The 19,667-nt window shown below is 50.3% G+C and carries 16 protein-coding genes; 5 read left to right on the forward strand and 11 right to left on the reverse strand.

Annotation, left to right across the window (positions count from 1 at the left end; translation table 11 throughout):
• Nucleotides 1-127: 127 nt before the first annotated feature.
• Together cls and dnaG are read right to left on the reverse strand one after the other, a co-directional pair.
• On the reverse strand, nt 128-1,552 hold the full coding sequence (cls, locus tag JHU38_RS03935) for a cardiolipin synthase (RefSeq protein WP_107582193.1): 1,425 nt from the start codon (nt 1,550-1,552) through the stop codon (nt 128-130).
• 16 nt (nt 1,553-1,568) lie between these two features.
• The gene (gene dnaG, locus JHU38_RS03940; RefSeq protein WP_107582192.1) at nt 1,569-3,503 is read right to left on the reverse strand and encodes a DNA primase; all 1,935 of its coding nucleotides are present in this window, start codon (nt 3,501-3,503) and stop codon (nt 1,569-1,571) included.
• A 116-nt stretch (nt 3,504-3,619) separates the two neighbouring features.
• Here dnaG and JHU38_RS03945 point away from each other — a divergent pair, with 116 nt between their 5' ends.
• The 4 genes from JHU38_RS03945 to JHU38_RS03960 all read left to right on the forward strand — a co-directional run bounded on the left by JHU38_RS03945 (nt 3,620) and on the right by JHU38_RS03960 (nt 6,765).
• Complete coding sequence (locus JHU38_RS03945) at nt 3,620-4,177, forward strand: methylated-DNA--[protein]-cysteine S-methyltransferase (RefSeq protein WP_232369829.1); 558 nt, start codon at nt 3,620-3,622, stop codon at nt 4,175-4,177.
• 15 nt (nt 4,178-4,192) lie between these two features.
• Entirely contained in the window at nt 4,193-4,507 is a 315-nt protein-coding gene (locus JHU38_RS03950) for an MGMT family protein (RefSeq protein WP_107582191.1), read from the forward strand.
• Nucleotides 4,508-4,551: 44 nt separating this feature from the next.
• Entirely contained in the window at nt 4,552-5,553 is a 1,002-nt protein-coding gene (gene mutY, locus JHU38_RS03955; RefSeq protein ID WP_107582190.1) for an A/G-specific adenine glycosylase, read from the forward strand.
• 201 nt (nt 5,554-5,754) lie between these two features.
• Nucleotides 5,755-6,765, forward strand: a complete 1,011-nt coding sequence (locus JHU38_RS03960) for a DUF6261 family protein (protein WP_107582189.1) — start codon at nt 5,755-5,757, stop codon at nt 6,763-6,765.
• A 68-nt stretch (nt 6,766-6,833) separates the two neighbouring features.
• On the opposite strand, the gene JHU38_RS03965 is transcribed toward JHU38_RS03960, so the two are convergent.
• From JHU38_RS03965 to JHU38_RS04005, 9 genes are all read right to left on the reverse strand, one after another.
• On the reverse strand, nt 6,834-7,400 hold the full coding sequence (locus JHU38_RS03965; protein ID WP_107582188.1) for a GNAT family N-acetyltransferase: 567 nt from the start codon (nt 7,398-7,400) through the stop codon (nt 6,834-6,836).
• A 71-nt stretch (nt 7,401-7,471) separates the two neighbouring features.
• The gene (locus JHU38_RS03970; protein WP_107582187.1) at nt 7,472-9,202 is read right to left on the reverse strand and encodes an acyl-CoA dehydrogenase family protein; all 1,731 of its coding nucleotides are present in this window, start codon (nt 9,200-9,202) and stop codon (nt 7,472-7,474) included.
• Between the two features lie 63 nt (nt 9,203-9,265).
• Nucleotides 9,266-10,288: an electron transfer flavoprotein subunit alpha/FixB family protein gene (locus tag JHU38_RS03975; protein ID WP_107582186.1), complete on the reverse strand. Its 1,023-nt coding sequence runs from the start codon at nt 10,286-10,288 to the stop codon at nt 9,266-9,268.
• 6 nt (nt 10,289-10,294) lie between these two features.
• The gene (locus tag JHU38_RS03980) at nt 10,295-11,164 is read right to left on the reverse strand and encodes an electron transfer flavoprotein subunit beta/FixA family protein (RefSeq protein WP_107582185.1); all 870 of its coding nucleotides are present in this window, start codon (nt 11,162-11,164) and stop codon (nt 10,295-10,297) included.
• A gap of 309 nt (nt 11,165-11,473) precedes the next feature.
• Nucleotides 11,474-11,767 carry a glutaredoxin gene (locus tag JHU38_RS03985; protein ID WP_107582184.1) on the reverse strand — a complete coding sequence of 98 codons (294 nt, stop codon included), beginning with the start codon at nt 11,765-11,767 and terminating at the stop codon, nt 11,474-11,476.
• Nucleotides 11,768-11,785: 18 nt separating this feature from the next.
• Nucleotides 11,786-12,361: a sugar O-acetyltransferase gene (locus JHU38_RS03990; protein WP_107582183.1), complete on the reverse strand. Its 576-nt coding sequence runs from the start codon at nt 12,359-12,361 to the stop codon at nt 11,786-11,788.
• A 173-nt stretch (nt 12,362-12,534) separates the two neighbouring features.
• The gene (locus JHU38_RS03995) at nt 12,535-13,923 is read right to left on the reverse strand and encodes an MATE family efflux transporter (protein WP_107582182.1); all 1,389 of its coding nucleotides are present in this window, start codon (nt 13,921-13,923) and stop codon (nt 12,535-12,537) included.
• Between the two features lie 98 nt (nt 13,924-14,021).
• Complete coding sequence (locus JHU38_RS04000) at nt 14,022-14,726, reverse strand: FKBP-type peptidyl-prolyl cis-trans isomerase (protein ID WP_107582181.1); 705 nt, start codon at nt 14,724-14,726, stop codon at nt 14,022-14,024.
• 45 nt (nt 14,727-14,771) lie between these two features.
• Nucleotides 14,772-16,334, reverse strand: coding sequence for a glycine--tRNA ligase (locus JHU38_RS04005; protein WP_107582180.1), 1,563 nt, complete (start codon nt 16,332-16,334; stop codon nt 14,772-14,774).
• Between the two features lie 619 nt (nt 16,335-16,953).
• Between JHU38_RS04005 and JHU38_RS04010 the strand changes: the two genes are divergently transcribed.
• On the forward strand, nt 16,954-19,662 hold the full coding sequence (locus JHU38_RS04010; RefSeq protein WP_107582179.1) for a DNA gyrase/topoisomerase IV subunit A: 2,709 nt from the start codon (nt 16,954-16,956) through the stop codon (nt 19,660-19,662).
• Nucleotides 19,663-19,667 lie beyond the last annotated feature (5 nt).

Below are 19,667 nucleotides of genomic sequence, written 5' to 3' on the forward strand. Positions count from 1 at the left end.
TGTAAAAGCATTGCTTTTACAACACAAACAAAACAAGCCCGGACGCCCGCCGACAAGCAAGCTCCCAACAGATTGATTATCAACGAAATAAAAAACAGAAGAGAAACATCGCTTCGAAGCCCACAGGTCACAGCAACGGTGACAATAAGCGAATGATACTTTCCCACAGACGCTGCAAGAAAGGTGTGTGCAACAGATTTCTCACTTCCTCGATCGACAGGCTGTCAGCCTGATCATCGAGGAATATTTGTTTGATTTTGAGCGCCATTTCCTGATGGTAGAAGAACGCGTTGGCCTCAAAATTATTCTCGAAACTGCGAAAATCGACATTCGTACTTCCACAACTGCAAATAAAATCGTCGGAAACCAGAAGTTTTGAGTGGTTGAAACCTTTGTTATAGAAAAACACCTTTACGCCCGCTTCGATTACTTCCATCACATAAGACTTACTGGCCCACTCCACCAGTTTGGCATCGCTATGCATCGGTATCATCAGCCGCACGTCAATACCGGCCACGGCTGCCGTGCGCATAGCAAACAAAATAGGTTCGGTAGGCAGAAAATAAGGCGTTTCGATATAAACATACCGCTTAGCTTCGAGCAGAATACGCACATAGCCCTGCATGATATCGGGCCAGGGTTGGATAGGACTGCTCGTGACAATCTGCCCCAGACAGTCGTTATTGATGGTCGGGTCGAGCTCGAGATAATAAATGCGCGACGTGATAAGGCTACGTTCCACGAAATACCAGTCAATCAGAAACGAACGCTGCAAGGCATAAACAAGTCCGCCCTCAAGCCGCATGTGGGTGTCGCGCCAAGGCTGATGCTTGCTGCCACGCAGGTAACGCAGCGCGATATTCATACCTCCGATGTAACCGACCTTGCCATCCACGATGCATATCTTACGGTGGTTGCGGTAATTCACCTTACCCGTAAAAGCCGGAAACTTCACCGGCATGAACGAACAGACCTTCACGCCACCGGCTCGCATACGGTCGAAGAAGCGCTTTCTCACCTTCCATGAACCTACGTCGTCATAAATGACTCGCACTTCAACGCCGGCCCGCGCCTTGTCGATCATGACATCAGCCAAGAGATTGCTCAAAGGATCGTCTTCAAATATATACGATTCTAAATGGATATGATGTTGGGCTGTTCCTAAATCACGTATCAGATTCAGGAAAAACTGATAACCGTCGGTATAAATGTCTACGTTGTTATCCTTAAACGGCAGTGCCATACTTTGGTTGGCGAACTGACGCACCAAGGCCGCACAGTCTTCCGGAATCTTCAGATTACGCTGTCCGGCAAACTCCAACATCGAATGTTTGGTAAGCTGGTCAAGACTACGTTGGCTCACAAGCCTCTCCTTACGCGTATTCTGACCGAAAAAGAAATAGAGAATGATACCGACTAAAGGCAAAAAAAGCAACACCATCAGCCACGCAATGGTCTTAGCCGGCTGACGACGATCCATCAACACCGTCACCATCGCAGGTACGATGGTGAGGATATAAAACGCTAAAAAGAGCCAATGAAAGTAAATCATTCCATAATCTCCCTTCCTACATAATAATATTGTTGCCCAACTGCTGGGCCAGTGCGTTGCGAATCATCTGTAAATCCTTAAACTCCTCCAGCAACTTCATCATGCGGTCGTGGTCGGAAACGGCCTGCGCTATTTCCTTCTGCAGGTCTTTCAGTTTCTGCTCTACGTAATCCATACGGAAATCGAGTATCAAATGAATCACCCGTTGACGCAAGGTTTCTACAGTTTCTTTCATCTGCTGGCTTTCCGAAAGCCTGAACTTATCGGTGCTCATGTCCACAGCCAATTGGCTGATACCGATATCATGATGATGCACAAAGTATGGCTCAGCCATAAAACCCTCTTTGCCGGCGTGCGCCACGGCCTCGTCAAGAATCTGATTATACAGCGGCGTGTGGAAATAGAGCCCGTCGGCCGAGAGCGTATAATGAATATACTGGGCAAGAGTAAGGTCAATGAGGTTGCCGTCGTGGTCTTCCACATGGTCGAAGATAATCTGCTCACCATAACGGATGACCAACTGAATGAGCATTTGCTCTACTTTAGTTGCCTGCTGCAAAGGAGTGGCTGGCTCTAAACTGGGCAACGGCATGGCCGGTTGGCGTTCGGCTTCGCGTATCTGCGCTTTCTGCTCCTGATTCTTGTCCTCACGAATCATGCGGTTCATCGTGTTGATGAGCGTCCGCTCATTGATATTGAGGTAGGACATGCTGTCGTGGATATACGTGTCGCGCAGAATCTGGTTAGGAATGACGGATATGGATCTGACAATCGAGTTGATAGCTTCCGACCGTTTCAGAGGATCATTCTCCTTGTCAAGCAACAATTGGGTCTTGAAACGGATGAAGTCGGTTTCGTGTTCCTTGATATAAGCCTGAAAATCGCTTGCCGTATGCTTGCGGGCAAAGCTATCGGGGTCTTCGCCCGCGGGCAGAAGGAGAACCTTCAGATTCATACCCTCCGACAGCAGCATGTCGGTGCCTTTCAAAGCAGCGTGAATACCGGCCTCGTCATTGTCATAAATCATGGTGATATTGTTGGTGAAGCGTCGGAGCATGTGAATCTGGGGCAACGTTAGGGCGGTTCCCGAGCCGGCCACCACGTTTTCGATGCCACTCTGGTGCATCGCAATGACGTCGGCCTGACCCTCAACAAGGTAGACACGATCGTTCTTGGCCATGGCTTTCTTGGCCTGATAAATGCCATAAAGCTCATAGCCTTTATGATAAATTTCGGAATCGGGCGAATTGACATACTTCTGACTGACTCCCTTGGTGCGCGAATCAAGCACACGGGCCGTAAAACCGACCACACGACCGCTGTTGCCTATCCACGGAAAAACCACGCGACCGGCATAACGGTCAATCAGTTCGCCACGATCGTTCTGATAACAGATGCCCGTTTTCAGCAGAAACTCTCCCTTATAACCTTTAGCCAAAGCGGCCTTGGCCAAAGCATGGCGGTCGGGAAGATCATAACCGAGATGAAATTTCTCGATAATGTCGTCGCGGAAACCACGGCTCCGGAAATACTGCATGCCCACGGCCAAGCCGTCGACATCGTGATGAAGAATGTGTTGGAAATACTTTTCGGCCCAGTCATTGATGATAAACATGCTCTCGCGCTCGCCCTGCTCACGTTTCTCCTCGTCCGAAAGCTCACGCTCCTTAATCTCAATGTGGTATTTAGCGGCCAGCCATCGCAGGGCCTCGGGGTAGTCCATCTGTTCATGTTCCATGATGAATCCCACGGCATTGCCCCCTTTGCCGCAGCCGAAACAGTGGCAGGTACCTCTCGACGGAGAAACATAAAACGACGGAGTCTTCTCATTGTGGAAAGGACACAGCCCTTTATAATTGCTGCCACTCTTGTGAAGCGTTACAAACTCTGAAACAACGTCCACAATATTGGCGGCGTCCTTAATGCGGTCTATCGTCTGTCTGTCGATCATATTTGCAAAGATACACGAAAACAAATGAACCGCAAAGCGAAAAAGGGGCTTTTAATACTTGGCCTGCTTAAAGAATATGCGTATTTTTGTCAAATAAATCACAGCAAACACAAGCTATGCCGGAATTTATTTTCATGGAGAATCAAAGGAATACGACCGTCCATTATGTGGCTTATTACAGTTCGCCGCTGGGCACCATCACCATGGCAGCCGACAAGAAAGGGCTTATCGGATTATGGTTTGAAGGCCAAAAACACTACGGACGAGGACTATCCGACAACCCACGGCAGGCCGAAACGCCAATGATCCGGCAGACTCGGCGCTGGCTCGATCTGTATTTCGCGGGACAGCCCACCGACTTCACGCCGCCGCTTCACCTCACAGGCAGTGATTTTCAGCTGGCTGTGTGGCATGAACTCTTAACGATAGCCGCAGGACAGACCGCCACCTACCGGCAGATTGCCATGTCGATAGCCCGCCGAAAGGGCGTCCGTAGCATGTCGGCGCAGGCTGTGGGCAATGCCGTTGGCCGCAACCCCATCTCGATTATCATCCCCTGCCATCGGATATTGGGCACGGACGGCAGCCTGCGAGGCTATGCGGGCGGACTGGAACGCAAGGAGTGGCTGCTTCGCCACGAAGGGATCGCACTGCCGTTGGCGCCTCGCGAATAATTGACAGACCATATAATGCAAGTTGACACAAAACTTTTTCAGCAGAGCGTGGCAGACATCGTGCGGGCCATTCCGCCTGGACGGGTACTCACTTATGGCCATATCGCAACCTTGGCAGGCTTTCCGAAGCATGCCCGCCTGGTGGGACGCGTGCTCCACGGCATGGACGCGCCCGACATGCCGTGCCACCGCGTGGTCAACGGAACAGGCCGAACTGCTCCCGGCTGGTACAGACAAATAGAAATGCTACGAAGCGAGGGCGTACGATTCAGACCGAACGGATGCGTGGATTTGAAGACTTCGTTGTGGCTGCTCGACGATTTAATCTGAGCCGAAAATCCGTGACGAAACGGATACAGAGACTGACTTGAACGATGAAAAAGATACAAAGCCATTTCACAGAAATATTATTAAGGTGGTTTGAGGAGAACGGCCGTGATTTGCCGTGGCGCAACACGCGCGACCCATACGCCATCTGGCTGAGCGAAATCATTCTTCAGCAAACCCGTGTCGTCCAAGGCACCGACTACTGGCTGCGCTTCATGGCCAAATGGCCTACAGTAGACGACCTTGCCCAAGCTTCCGAAGACGAAGTGCTGCGCATGTGGCAGGGGCTCGGCTACTACTCACGGGCCCGCAACCTGCACACGGCGGCCCGACAGATGGTAGCTTTAGGCCGGTTTCCCGACACGATTGACGACATCAAAAAACTGAAAGGGGTAGGCGATTATACGGCGGCGGCCATCGGAAGCATTGCGTTCGGACTGCCCGCAGCGTCGGTCGACGGCAATTTCCACCGCGTCCTCGCCCGCTATTTCGGTATCGACACGCCCGTCAATTCTACAGAAGGCAAGAAACTCTTTGCGGCTTTGGCACAGGAACATCTGCCCGACGAAGCACCGGCCGCGTACAATCAGGCCGTCATGGACTTTGGCGCAACCCAGTGTACGCCCGTCAGTCCCAAATGCGTCATCTGCCCTTTGGCCGAAACCTGCACCGCCCGGAGGATGGGAAAGACGACAGAGTGGCCCGTGAAACTGAAAACAATAAAAGTACAGGAACGCCGATTAACCTTCTATTATGTACGCAGTAAGGGACGAATCGCCATCCACAAGCGTGGCAGCGGTGATATCTGGCAGGGGTTGTGGACATTTCCGGAAGGCGAGCACTTGCAAAAGAGCGACAAAGCAAAAGCCAAGCTAATCGTAAAGAATTTTAAGCACATACTCACCCATCGCGTCCTTTTTACTGATTTTTATACGCTCGATGCCTCAAAAAAGCCATGTCTGCCGTCCGATTTTATTTGGATAGATGAAAAAGACATCAATGATTACGGAATCCCCCGTCTCATCGACCTTTTGATAGCGGAAATATAAGAAAAACACGTCAAATCAATCAAAACTGTATTTCCCAATTTTGGGAAATGCAGAAATCAGTAAAAGTTGCGCTTCCCAACTTTGGGAAATACAGAAAATGGCAAAAGTTGCGCTTCCCAACTTTGGGAAATGCAATAAAATATCTAAAACAACGTTTCTCTGTATGAAGAAACTCAAAAAATGACCTAAACTCAAGGACTTATGAAAACGAAGAGAATTTATCTCCACGCGCTCCAAAATATGGAGCATTTTCAGTTTGCCAGCCATGTAATTATCATGTGCGAAGAGGCGAATATCGCAAAAATCAAGCCGCTGCTGACTGCACTCAAGGCTGCTGTGGCCGAAGAGGATTTGGCGCTGAATCGCCCTCGAAAGGAAGATGGGACGCGGGATTTGGAGATGCTCGACAAGGCGCGCGACCAGGCGTATAGGTCGCTGCAACTGCTTGTCGAGATGCATGCCTGCTCGGAGGACGTGACCCTGCGGAAGGCCGCTCAGCAGGTGAGCAACGTGATGAGATGCTATCCCAAACTTACTGCGGCCAACTACGACAAAGAGACGGGTATGGTGAAAAATCTCGTTACCGACCTGCGAGCCACAGCCATGACCGCCGCCGTTGCGAAACTTGCTGCCGCCGACTATATCAATCGTCTTGCTACGGCCAATGACCTCTTCGACGCCCGTTATCAATCGCGTCTGAAGGTAGCCATGCCATCCGGAACATTTGACGTCAAGGCTCTTCGTGCCGCCACCGACAAGGCTCTCGGGGCTGTTCTGCGTCGAATAGAAGCCCTCGATGAACTTGAGCCTTCTGTTCCCGTTTCCGAATTCATCACGCACTATAATAATCTGGTGCACGACCGCCGCATGCTGCTTGCTCGCAGAGCCGGTATGGCAAAGCTGGCTCGTAAGAAGCGCACAGCCGAGTATGCCGAATTATTAAAGTCGGGATTGCCCGCCATCGAACAGCAACTGGGGCTCACTGCCGGCACGCTCGCGGTCAGCGGAAAGGCTGTCGGCAGGGGATTGAAACGCCACTACCAGCTGTGCGTGAATGGGCAGACTGCGCCCGATGGCAGCCTCGCCACGATTTGGGTGGGCATCAACAAAGACGGCTCGCTCTACCGCTACGAGCCAAAGCCGAAGACGGTAGGTCCGAAGCCAAAAAAGCCGGCGCTCACTCCTGAAACGCCGGCCCAAACGAAGTCCTGAAAAAATGGTGTCGCTCTGATATTCGGCGCAGGCTGTGTTGACAAACATGGTCTGCGCTTTTTCATGGCTTATACTTTTCGCTGCAAATGGCGCATGGGATGGCTCCCCCATTCGGCGTCATTTACGTATTCAAAGCCCAATCGGGCATAAAGTCGCTCGGCCGCGGGGTTGCCTTGGTCAACCAGCAGTCCCGCCGGCAGATTCATCCGCCGGGCTTTCCGGCAGGTGGCTTCGAGCAACGAGGTGGCAATGCCTTGTCCGCGATGGCTTGCGGCTACGGCCAAGCTGTCTATATACAGTTCGCCGGCCCGCGTTTCGTCATCCATGTCCGAATGATCCATGCCAAAGGCCGCCTGCGCGCCTGCAATGAAAGCCTGTCGCAGGCGATGGAGTCGCGCGCCGTCGTAGCTCACGCAGCAGCCCACGACCTCCGTTCCGTCTAATGCCACCAACGTATTTGTGTAGGAATATTGCGAATCCGTGCGCTCCACAAGACTTTTCATCAAGCGGTGGAAGTCGGCCGTCGTGTGGCGTGGGCCCGCAAAGTATTGGCAGCACTCGTGATTCATCGCCTCCATAATAAGCGTTGCGATGATGGCTGCCTGTGTCGGCAGGGCATTCTCTATTCGTATCATATCGGTAAAATTAAAAAGGCCGCACTCGGAAAGTACGGCCTTCAATGATTTGTATTGAATTGTTGAGCCGATTAAGCCTCAACTTCTTCTGTCCGTTCAGCAACTTCAAAGCTCTTCAGGTCGTCTGCGTTGAAAGCCTTGATGTAGGCAGCCTTGCCGAGAACATTCTCTTCTGCCATGCGAACATATACGTGGGCACTCTTCTTGAAGAGTTCAGGTGCCTTGCCGGCATCGGCTATGATGAGCAGCGACATGATGATTTCGGCTGTCATATCATAGAGACGGCGGGCCAGGAAGTCGTGTTCGTCCTGATTGTCGTCGGCCTTCACCTTGTCAAGCGCTTCCTCGTATAAGGCCACGAGCTTGGCTACACGCTCCTTCAAAGGCTTCATGCAGTCGCAAACTTCTTCCTCGAGCATTTCCTTCATGATTGAAAGGTAAGTGCCGTTGGTGATGTAGCGTACGGCAGCAACCACCTGTAATTGCGTAGTTCCTTCGTAGATAGAGAAGATACGGGCGTCGCGGAACAGGCGCTGGCTCTTGTACTCCATGATAAAGCCTGAACCGCCATGGATAGAAATGGCGTCGTAGGCATTCTGGTTGGCGTATTCGGAGTTCATACCCTTCGCCAGCGGAGTGAACGCGTCGGCCAGACGGCTATACTGCTTCAGTTCCTTGCGCTCTTCGGGAGTAAGCTTGCGGTCGCGTGCGATGTCTTCCAATGCCTTGTAGATGTCCACATAGCGGGCTGTCATGTAAAGAAGCGAACGACCGGCCTCGAGCTTTGCCTTCATGCGAGAGAGCATGTCGTAAACTGCCGGGAACGTAATGATCTTCTTGCCAAACTGCGCACGCTCCTTGGCATAGGCCAAGCCCTCGTTGTAAGCCTCCTGAGCAACACCGACACTCTGTGCGGCAATACCCAGACGGGCACCGTTCATCAGAGCCATCACATACTTGATAAGACCCAATTTGCGGTCGCCGCAAAGCTCACACTTGGCATTCTTGTAAACCAACTCACAGGTCGGGCTGCCATGAATACCCAGTTTGTTCTCGATGTGGCGCACGGTTACGCCACCATCTTTCTTGTCATAAATGAACATCGAAAGACCACGGCCGTCGCGGGTGCCTTCTTCTGAGCGAGCCAAAACCAAGTGAATATCGGAGTCGCCGTTCGTGATGAAACGCTTAACGCCGTTCAACCGCCATGTTCCGTCAGCATCCTGGGTAGCCTTGAGCATGACACGCTGCAAGTCGGAACCGGCATCCGGCTCGGTTAAGTCCATCGACATGGTTTCGCCTGCGGAAATGCGAGGAATGTATTTCTTACGCTGTTCTTCTGTTCCAAACTCATAAAGCGTATCAATACAAGACTGCAACGACCAAATATTCTGGAAGCCGGCGTCGGCGGCAGAGATAACTTCCGAAGCCATGGAGAATACCACGTTCGGAATATTCAGGCCGTCATAACGGCGTGGCATGGAGATTCCCCACAGGCCGGCCTTGCGCGTTGCGTCAAGATTCTCGAATGTCTTGCTGGCATAAATCATGCGGCCGTTCTCCAAGTGTGGACCTTCCTGGTCAACGGATTCAGAGTTGGGCTCTATGATATTGGCTGCAACATCACCTGTAATGTCAAGCATGCGCTTGTAGTTCTCGATTGCGTCCTCATAATTTACGGGAGCGTCATCGTAGTTTGCCGCATCCTCAAAACTCTTTTCCTTCAATTCTACAACACGCTTCATCAAAGGATGGTCCAAGTGGAACGCAATTTCGGGATGATCACTATAATAATTTGCCATAATTGTTCTATGTTTTTTGATTACTGTAAACAAGCAGTGACAGGTCGTTCATAAAGGACCGGATTACTTGCTATTCTGTTTGTAATACTTAATCAGTTTGGGAACCACCTCTTCTACCGTACCATTGATTACATAATCGGCAATCTTGTTGATCGGTGCTTCAGGGTCGTTATTGATAGAAATAATGATACCGCTGTCCTGCATACCCGCAATGTGCTGAATCTGTCCGGAGATTCCGCAAGCGATATATACCTTGGGGTGAACGGTCACGCCCGTCTGACCAATCTGACGGTCATGATCAACCCAACCTGCGTCAACTGCTGCACGGCTGGCACCAACCTCACCATGAAGTTCCTTAGCGAGTTTGAAAAGCTGATCGAATCCTTCCTTGCTACCCACACCATAACCACCGGCTACAACGATGGGCGCACCTTTCAGATTATGCTTAGCGGCTTCTACGTGGCGATCAATAACCTTCACGGCATAAGCCTCTGCCGATACGTATTTATCTACTTCAGGATATACTACTTCGCCTTTGGCCTGACCTTCATACAAGGCCTTCTGCATAACGCCGGAGCGAACGGTAGCCATCTGCGGGCGGTGATCGGGATTCACAATAGTAGCAACGATGTTACCACCGAAAGCCGGACGAATCTGATAAAGCAAGTTATCATAGTGCTTACCGGTTTTCTTCTCTTCGTAATCGCCAATCTCCAATTGTGTACAGTCGGCGGTCAGACCTGATGTCAACGAAGAACTGACACGGGGACCAAGGTCACGGCCGATTACGGTAGCACCCAACAAGCAAATCTGAGGCTTCTCCTCTTTGAACAAGTTTACGAGAATATCCGTATGAGGAGCCGATGTATAGGGAAAGAGACCTTCACCGTCAAATACAAACAATTTATCTACGCCGTAAGGAAGAATCTGGTCTTCCACCTTACCTTTAATGCCGTTGCCGGCAACAACTGCATGCAGGTCGACACCGAGCTTATTGGCAAGTTTACGACCTTTTGTCAGCAATTCCTGAGAAACTTCCTGTACGGTTGTTTCTTCTATTTCGCAATATACAAAAACGTTATTCATATCTTATTAGCCAATAATCTTTTCATCCAACAATTCTTTAACCAGACCTTCTACATCGGCGTCACTGCCGGTGAGAGTCTTACTTTCTTTCGCCTGAAACACAATGTTCTGCACAGCCTTTACCTTTGTAGGAGAGCCAGCCAAACCACACTGTTCATAATCAGCTCCACAGTCAGCAATACTCCACTGACCCAATGTCAAGTAAGGCCGAGCGTCATACAGCTCTTTCCAAGGCTCTTCGCCGGTACGTTCCATTGGGCAAGTAGCATATTTATACTTCATCACGAGTTTAGCGTTGCACGGACGAGCGGGAGCGGCAGAGCCATTGACCGTGATCATAACGGGCAGCGGAGCCTCAACGGTCTCTACACCACCGTCAATATGCCGACGAATCGTTGCCTTGCCATTCTCGATCTTTACAACTTCCTCTGCGTATGTTACCTGATTCAAACCGAGCTTTTGAGCAACTTGCGGACCTACCTGTGCGGTATCGCCATCAATAGCCTGACGGCCTCCAATCACCAAGTCTACATTGCCAATCTTCTCAATACCCTTAGCCAGGAAATAAGAAGTTGCCAACGTATCAGCACCGGCACTCTTGCGGTCGGTAAGCAACCAACCTTCGTCTGCGCCACGATAAAGTCCCTGACGGATGATTTCACCGGCACGCGGAGGTCCCATCGTAAGGATACCAACAGTGGTTCCGGGGTTTTGGTCTTTAATGCGGAGAGCCTGTTCGAGCGCATTCAAATCTTCAGGATTGAAGATAGCAGGCAGAGCTGCACGATTCACAGTTCCTTCTGCGGTCATCGCGTCCTTGCCCACATTTCTTGTGTCTGGTACTTGCTTGGCAAGTACAACAATTTTCAAACTCATAAAAAATTAATTATATATGATTGTATTATTTGCAAAAACCGGAGCAAATTTACTTATTTTTTGCTTGTCAGCCAAACAAAATGCACAAAATCAAACCTTCTGTGCACAAAACAAATGATTTGTGCAGGTTTTTATCCCTCTGTTTAAAAGGAGAAAACAGAGGGTCTTTATGAAAAAAATATAAGCCTTGCAAGAAGATAAAAATGGTCGATAAAGGTGTTTTTTCTTCACTTTATCGACCATTCTGCGTTTGGATACTCACATATCTTCGTGTAATTATATAAGGTGTGTGTCATCATGCTTATGATTTCAGCAGCCTGTTCCGTCAATACTACAAGCTGGGCCGTCAGGCATAGGCTCTAAACCGGCATCGGCTGACGAAAGTGTTACCGTACCATCCTCCAATACATAGCAGGGAATACCTACGTCCCCCATCTTCTTTGCCTCGTCAAAAGCAGGATGACTGTCGCGCAAATCCAGAAATTGCTTCAGATTGCGCACATGCTTACTGATATCTATTACTTGAAAATCATTATTTCCTACAACCTGTTTCTCTACATATTCGCAATACGGACAGGTTTCCATTACAAACATTTTAATCATACGTTTAATGTCTATTCGTTATTCTTTCAATGATTCTTGGCCCACTTTCTTAATCACACGGCAGGGATTACCCACCGCAATAGAATTGGCCGGAATATCTTTTGTCACTACCGAACCGGCACCAATGGTGCAGTTGTCGCCTATCGTCACGCCGGGCAATACCGTCACGCTACCACCAATCCATACATTATTACCTATCGTTATAGGCTCTGCCCATTCCCGACGCGTGTTTCGTTCCACGGGATCGGTAGAATGGCAGGCGGTATAAAGGCTCACGTTAGGACCGATAAAGACATCGTCACCTATTGTGACGTAAGCCTCGTCGAGTACCGTAAAGTTGAAATTGGCAAAGAAACGGTCGCCTACCCGTATATTAACACCATAATCACAAAGGAACGGTTGATTGAAAAATGGTTTCACGCCACACTTCCCGATAATCTTTCGGATGGCTTTTTCACGCTCTTCCAATCGTGTTGGTTGAATCTGATTATACGCTCTGATGGCGTCTTTCGTCAGATTGAGCACACGAATTATCTCAGGATCGTCGGCCTGATATTCCTCACCACTCACCATTTTCTGCCATGCTGTATTCATTTCTTTGCTTTTATTGATACACTACAAAGTTATAATAAATCGCGAAGAAGCCATTCAGCGTTTTAAATTATTAACCCATGGAGGTCTCGACTGATGTTTTTTAGTTATCGGTTATATATATATAATGTATATTCATGGCGACACCGACAAAGCCGACCATGTATATCAAGGCATTAAGCCACAGGCTCTTTGATCTTATTCAGCCACTTTCCACGGAACAGACGGATGAGGAACATCGTGCCACGGAACGTTAGTTCAATGGCCATGGCCGTCCATACGCCTTTCAGTCCGTAATCCTTAGCGAGCCAGGCAGCCAATGTCAGACGCACACACCACATCGAAACCAGATTGATAATGGCCGGCCGCAAGGTATCGCCCGCTCCCACGCAAACATAGTAAGCAACAATACTGGCGGCAAAAAACGGTTCAGCAAAGGCTTCGATACGCAGAACAGTGGTTCCCAGCTCACGAATGGCTGTCACAGGACTCAACACACCGATCATCTCCGGGGCAAAGATATACATAATCGCACCCATGATGGCCATGATGGTCATACCCAATGCCACCGAAAGATAAGCAAAATTCTTACACAGGTTCTTCCGTCCGGCACCAAAAGTCTGGCCCACTAACGTGGTGGCCGCTTCGCCGATACCATAGCCGGGCATATAACAGAGGCTCTCGGCCGTGATGGCAAAGGAATTACTGGCAATGGCAATATTGCCCAAAGGGGCCACAATGCGCGTGCTCACAATCTGCGCGCCACTCATCAGCACGGACTGAATAGCCATTGGCAAACTTATTTTCACGGCATTGCGCACATAATCCCACACCCACCGAAATGGTTCGGTATCTTGCTGCAAAGCCAGAATCTTGTTCTTACGTGCCGTAATCCACGTGGCCGGTAGCGACACCGTGACGTAAGCTAAGGCCGTTCCGATGGCCGCACCCATTACTCCCAAACCAAGAAAGTAGATAAAAAAATAGTTATACATAACGTCGAGCACGCACAATACGACACTCATTACGCTCGGCACGTGCATGTTTCCGGCACTCTTAAGCATGTCGCACGACAGATGAAACAGCAGCATAAAGGGCAACGACAGCGAAATGACCAGAAAATAGTTAGAGGCGGCCGGAGCGATATCTGCTTTGCCACCCAGCCAAAAGGGCAATGATGTATGAATGGCAACACCCATGAGCATAAGGGCCGTAGCGAAAACGATACCGCAGACGAAAGCATGGCGCAACACCTGACGGGCTTTCACGAAATCGTTAGCGCCAATAAAGTGGGCCACCATCACCGAAAAGCCCATGGCCGAGGCACCCATTACGCTGCCCAAAAGCCAAGTGGTAGACTCCACAAGGCCAATACTGGCCGATGCCTCCTCACCCAAATGTCCCACCATCGACGCGTCGATGAAAAACATCAGCACGTTGGTTATCTGCGCCAAGATCGAGGGAATGCTCAATCCGATAATCAGATTGATCTTCTCACGGCGGGTCATGGGCAGCCCGTTACGAATACTTGCCATCAGGGCTTCGTTGCGCTTGTTGCTGAACATACGTAAATTCTAAAACTTCTATGCAAAAAACACGAATAGTGGCGGAAGGTTTTGCGGTTCCGCCACTATTCATGGTCTTTTATTACGATTGATGTAATTTACTTTTCTATCCACTTTCCGGCTGTTACCACGCCGCTTCGGCTATCGGGCACTTTCTGTCCCGGACGGTAGTAAGCCTTTAGATTCAGATTGAATATCAAGGTAGAATAGGCCGGAAGGCCTCCTTTAGTCGCGCCACGATAAGCCAACTGATAAGGGATATACACTTCCCACACGTCGCCGATGTGCATATTCTGCAAGGCTGTGGAGAATCCGTCTACGACACCACCCCCTGCCGGAAGTTTGACAGGCTGTGCCGTATCGTCCAAAGTGCCCGTATAGCTTTGGTCAAAGACCTTTCCCGAAGGATAAGAGGGCGACGGGAGCAGACGACCACGATAGTTCACTTTGACTGAATCGGTATAGAGCGGACAGCCGGAGCCTTTACCTTCTGTCAGCACATGCACATAAATAAACTGCGAAGCCTCCTTAGCCACGCTGGCCTCGAGCGACCAGTTGCGTATTTTCTTCCAGCTCTTGTCGCCGGCAGCGATACGCTGGTCAACCATCGTTTGAAGTTTACTGATATATTGGTCGTTCACTTCCTGCCAATTGGCAAACTCGTTGGTCGTGCCGTCATCTTCCTTGCACGACACCATGAGCACGCTTACAAGCACCAAGCCCAACAAGGCCCTACCTATCACGGCAAGACGCAGGCCCGGACGAGCCGATGTTATTTGTTTATTTTGATTTTTAAGGATCATGATAACCTTATTTTAAAGGACAGTCACCATGTGGTGACCGCCCGGTTAGTATTTCTTGATTTCCTCGCCCAGCTTCTTCAGTACAGAAGTAATGCTGACACGATCTTCGATAATCGAACGGAGCTGGCTGATATCAACACGTTCCTGTTTCATCGTATCACGATAACGCAAGGTCACCTTGTGATCCTTAGGCGTTTCGTGGTCAACGGTCACACAGAACGGTGTACCGACAGCGTCCTGACGACGGTACCGTTTGCCGATGGAATCCTTGGGATCACCATAGTGGGTGTTGAAATGGAACTTCAGTTCGTCCACGATTTGCTCGGCCAGTTCGGGCAGTCCATCTTTCTTATCGAGCGGGAATACGGCACATTTCACGGGCGCCAATGCCTCGGGCAATCGCAGAACGACACGCGACTCGCCGTTTTCAAGCTGCTCTTCGCAGTACGAATGGCAGAGCACGCTGAGGAACATACGGTCTACACCGATAGAAGTCTCGACGTCATAGGGCACATAGCTCTCGTTCTTTTCAGGGTCAAAGTATTTGATACTCTTGCCACTGAACTTCTCATGCTGCGCAAGGTCGAAGTCGGTACGTGAATGGATACCTTCAACTTCCTTGAATCCGAACGGCATTTTAAACTCAATATCGGTGGCGGCGTTAGCATAGTGAGCAAGTTTTTCGTGATCGTGGTAACGATAGTTCTCCGTTCCCATGCCGAGCGCTTCGTGCCATGCACGGCGCACACGCTTCCAATACTCAAACCATTTCATCTCTGTGCCGGGCTGACAGAAGAACTGCATCTCCATCTGCTCAAACTCACGCATGCGGAAAACGAACTGACGGGCCACAATCTCGTTGCGGAATGCCTTACCTATCTGCGCGATACCGAACGGCAGTTTCATGCGACCGGTCTTCTGCACGTTCAGATAGTTGACAAAGATACCTTGTGCCGTCTCGGGGCGCAGATAAACTTTCATGGCACCATCGGCGCTGGCTCCCATCTCGGTAGCAAACATCAGGTTGAACTGACGCACGTCGGTCCAATTCTTGGTACCACTGATAGGGTCGATGATTTCCTCATCAACGATAATCTGCTTCAGCATTTCGAGGTCGGGACCTTGCATCGCTTCGGCATAGCGGGCATGCAACGCATCGCGCTTTTCTCGCGCTTCCTTCACACGCTCGCTGGTTTCCATGTATTTCTCTTCATCAAAGCTGTCGCCAAAACGCTTGCGGGCCTTGGCTACTTCCTTCTGTATCTTCTCTTCGTACTTGGCGATCTGGTCTTCGATGAGCACGTCGGCACGATAACGCTTCTTCGAGTCGCGGTTGTCGATCAGCGGATCGTTGAAGGCGTCGACGTGGCCCGAGGCTTTCCAAGTGGTGGGGTGCATGAAGATGGCGGCGTCGAGTCCCACGATGTTGCTGTGGAGCAACACCATGCTCTGCCACCAATACTGCTTGATATTGTTTTTGAGCTCTACGCCGTTCTGTCCGTAATCGTAAACGGCGGCCAGCCCATCATATATTTCACTGCTGGGGAAGACGAAGCCGTACTCTTTGCAATGGCTTACTATCTTCTTGAAAACATCTTCTTGTGCCATAAACTAATTTGAATTTCGAAATTTGCGACAAAGTTACTACTTTTTTCCCAACAACGCTTTATATAGATGTAAAAACAACTTAAAACAAGGGGACAGGCGGACGGACCGATAGTCTACCTGACACCAAATGATACTCTCCCTTTCAATCAAGCCAAGCGATCTTGCTGTCATTTTTCTTAACAAACAGCATCAAAAAAGTGGCATTATTTTCACGGAAAAAAATATTTGTCCGGAAATAAGCGATTCCTGGCACATTTTATTTTGCGCTGATTATCAGCCACTTACTTATTCGCACGACCGCGAGAGCACAATTTTCATGCCCATTACGCACGTTTTAAGCCGCCAAAAAGGCCCTTCCGGCCGACCAATAGCAACCCTTTAGCGTTGCAAAAGCATTGCTTTTACCTCGCAAGAGCTATGCTTTGGCCGTACAAAAACCGTTTTTCGCCTTTTCATCCGCCGATTTTCACCCGTCAATTTATTAGATGGGCAAAAACAAAAGGTATGATTTTCGGTCAAGAAAATTGACAATCCATATTCTTCTTTCCGATAGCTATTGCCATTGTAAATAAAAAATCGTATCTTTGCATGGATTGCACTAATACCGCGATTTTTTCTTATGGACGACGAGATCATAGACAACGGGCAGCCGGAAAGCAGAAAAGAGGAAGAAACCGCTGCCGACACCCATAGCGACTACAAACCCGCAAACAGGTTTGACGCTTCGGCCGTACATCATCTGAGCGGCATGTATCAGAACTGGTTTCTGGATTATGCCTCCTACGTAATACTGGAGCGGGCCGTGCCGCATATCGAGGACGGACTGAAGCCCGTGCAGCGGCGTATTCTCCATTCGATGAAGCGCATGGACGACGGCCGATACAACAAAGTGGCCAACATCGTGGGCCACACGATGCAGTTTCACCCGCACGGCGACGCCTCCATCGGCGACGCGCTGGTGCAGATGGGACAGAAAGACCTGCTCATCGACTGCCAAGGCAACTGGGGCAACATCCTCACGGGCGACCGGGCTGCCGCCCCTCGCTATATCGAGGCCCGGCTATCAAAGTTCGCGCTCGACGTGGTGTTTAATCCGAAGACCACCGACTGGCAGCTGTCCTACGACGGACGCAACAAGGAGCCTATCACGTTGCCGGCCAAGTTCCCGTTGCTGCTGGCACAAGGGGCCGAAGGTATCGCCGTGGGACTGAGCAGCAAGATATTACCCAACAACCTTAACGAAATCTGCGAGGCCGCCATCCGCTACCTGCGAGGCGAGGCATTCCATCTCTACCCCGACTTCCCCACGGGCGGCAGTATCGATGCCAGCAAGTATAACGACGGTCAGCGGGGCGGCGTGTTGAAGGTGAGAGCCAAAATAGAAAAGTTTGATACCAAAACGCTCGTCATCAAGGAAATTCCGTTCAGCAAGACCACGGCCACACTGATCGACTCGATTACCAAAGCGGTGGAGAAAGGTAAGATCAAGGCCAAGAAGATAGAGGACAACACAGCGGCTGAAGTGGAGATATTGGTGCATCTGGCACCGGGCGTTTCGTCGGATAAGACGATAGACGCGCTCTACGCGTTCAGCGACTGCGAAATCAACATATCGCCCAACTGCTGCGTCATAGAGGACAACAAGCCCTGCTTCCTGACGGTGAGCGACGTGTTGCGTCATAGCGTAGACCGTACGATGGGACTGCTGCGCAAGGAATTACAGATCAGAAAGGACGAACTGTTAGAACAACTTTTCTTCGCCTCGCTCGAACGCGTCTTCATCGAAGAGCGTATCTACAAAGACAAGAAGTTTGAGGAAGCCAAGGACATGGACGCCGCCGTGAAGCATGTAGACAGTCGGCTGGAACCCTATAAGCCCGATTTCATTCGAGAGGTGACCCGCGACGACATCCTGCGACTCATGGAAATCAAGATGCAGCGTATCCTGAAATTCAGCAAAGACAAGGCCGACGACCTGATAGCCCGTATGAACGCGGAAATCAAAGAGATAGACAACGACCTGGCACACATGACGGATGTCACCATTCACTGGTTTGAGTTTATCCAAAACAAGTATGGCAAGGACCACCCGCGAAGGACGGAAATCAGGTCGTTCGACACTATTGAGGCCACCAAGGTGGTAGAGGCCAACGAGAAACTTTACATCAACCGTCAGGAAGGATTCATCGGTACGGGACTAAAGAAGGATGAGTTTGTATGCAACTGCTCCGATATTGACGACGTAATCATCTTTTACCGCAACGGTATCTTCAAGGTTATCAAGGTGGCCGACAAGATATTCGTGGGTAAAAACATCATCCATTTACAGGTGTTCAAGCGCAACGACCGCCGGACGATTTACAATGTGGTGTATCGCGACGGCAGACAAGGATTCTATTATCTCAAGCGTTTCAACGTGTCGGCCATCACCCGCGACCGCGAATACGACCTGACGAAAGGCACGCCGGGCTCAAAGGTGATCTACTTCACGGCTAATCCGAATGGCGAAGCCGAAGTCATCAAGGTGACGCTGGAGAACGATCCGCAGAAGAGACGGAAAAGTATTTTCATGGAGCGCGACTTCAGTACTGTCAATATCAAGCACCGCAGTGCCCAGGGCGTGATTCTGACGAAACGCCCCATCCACCGCATCGGCCTGAAAAGTCACGGACACAGTACGCTGGGCGGGCGTAGGGTTTGGTTCGATCCCGACGTGAACCGCATCAATTACGACGAGCACGGCCGCTTCCTCGGTGAGTTCTACGACGAAGACCAGATACTCGTCATCTTGCCGGGCGGCGATTTCTACGTGACTAACTTCGACGCCAACAATCATTACGAAGACAACATGACGCGGATAGAGAAATGGGACGAGCACAAAGTGTGGACAGCCATTCTCTACAACGCCGACAACAACGGCTTGCCCTATATCAAACGCTTCACGCTGGACGCCACGAAGCGCCATCAGAACTTTATCGGCGAGAATCCCAAATCGGAACTGTTGCTGCTGACCGACACGCCCTATCCGCGTATTAAGGTGACGTATGGAGGAGTCGACGCGATAAGACCCGCGGAGGAAATCGACGCCGAACAGTTTATCGGGCAGAAGAGTTTCAAGGCCAAAGGTAAGCGACTGACGACTTGGGAGCTGGCAAAGGTGGAGGAACTGGAACCCGTGCGCTTCCCCGAACCGGAGCAGGAAACCGACGCTCATGACGAAGAGAGTGAGCCGGAAAATCTTGATCCCGACAAGAATAAAAGCGAACAGCAAGTGATTGACGAAATGACAGGACAGTTGAGCCTGTTCTCAGACGACGACCTTCAATAATATTT

Source organism: Prevotella illustrans (assembly GCF_017426725.1).
GTDB lineage: Bacteria > Bacteroidota > Bacteroidia > Bacteroidales > Bacteroidaceae > Prevotella > Prevotella illustrans.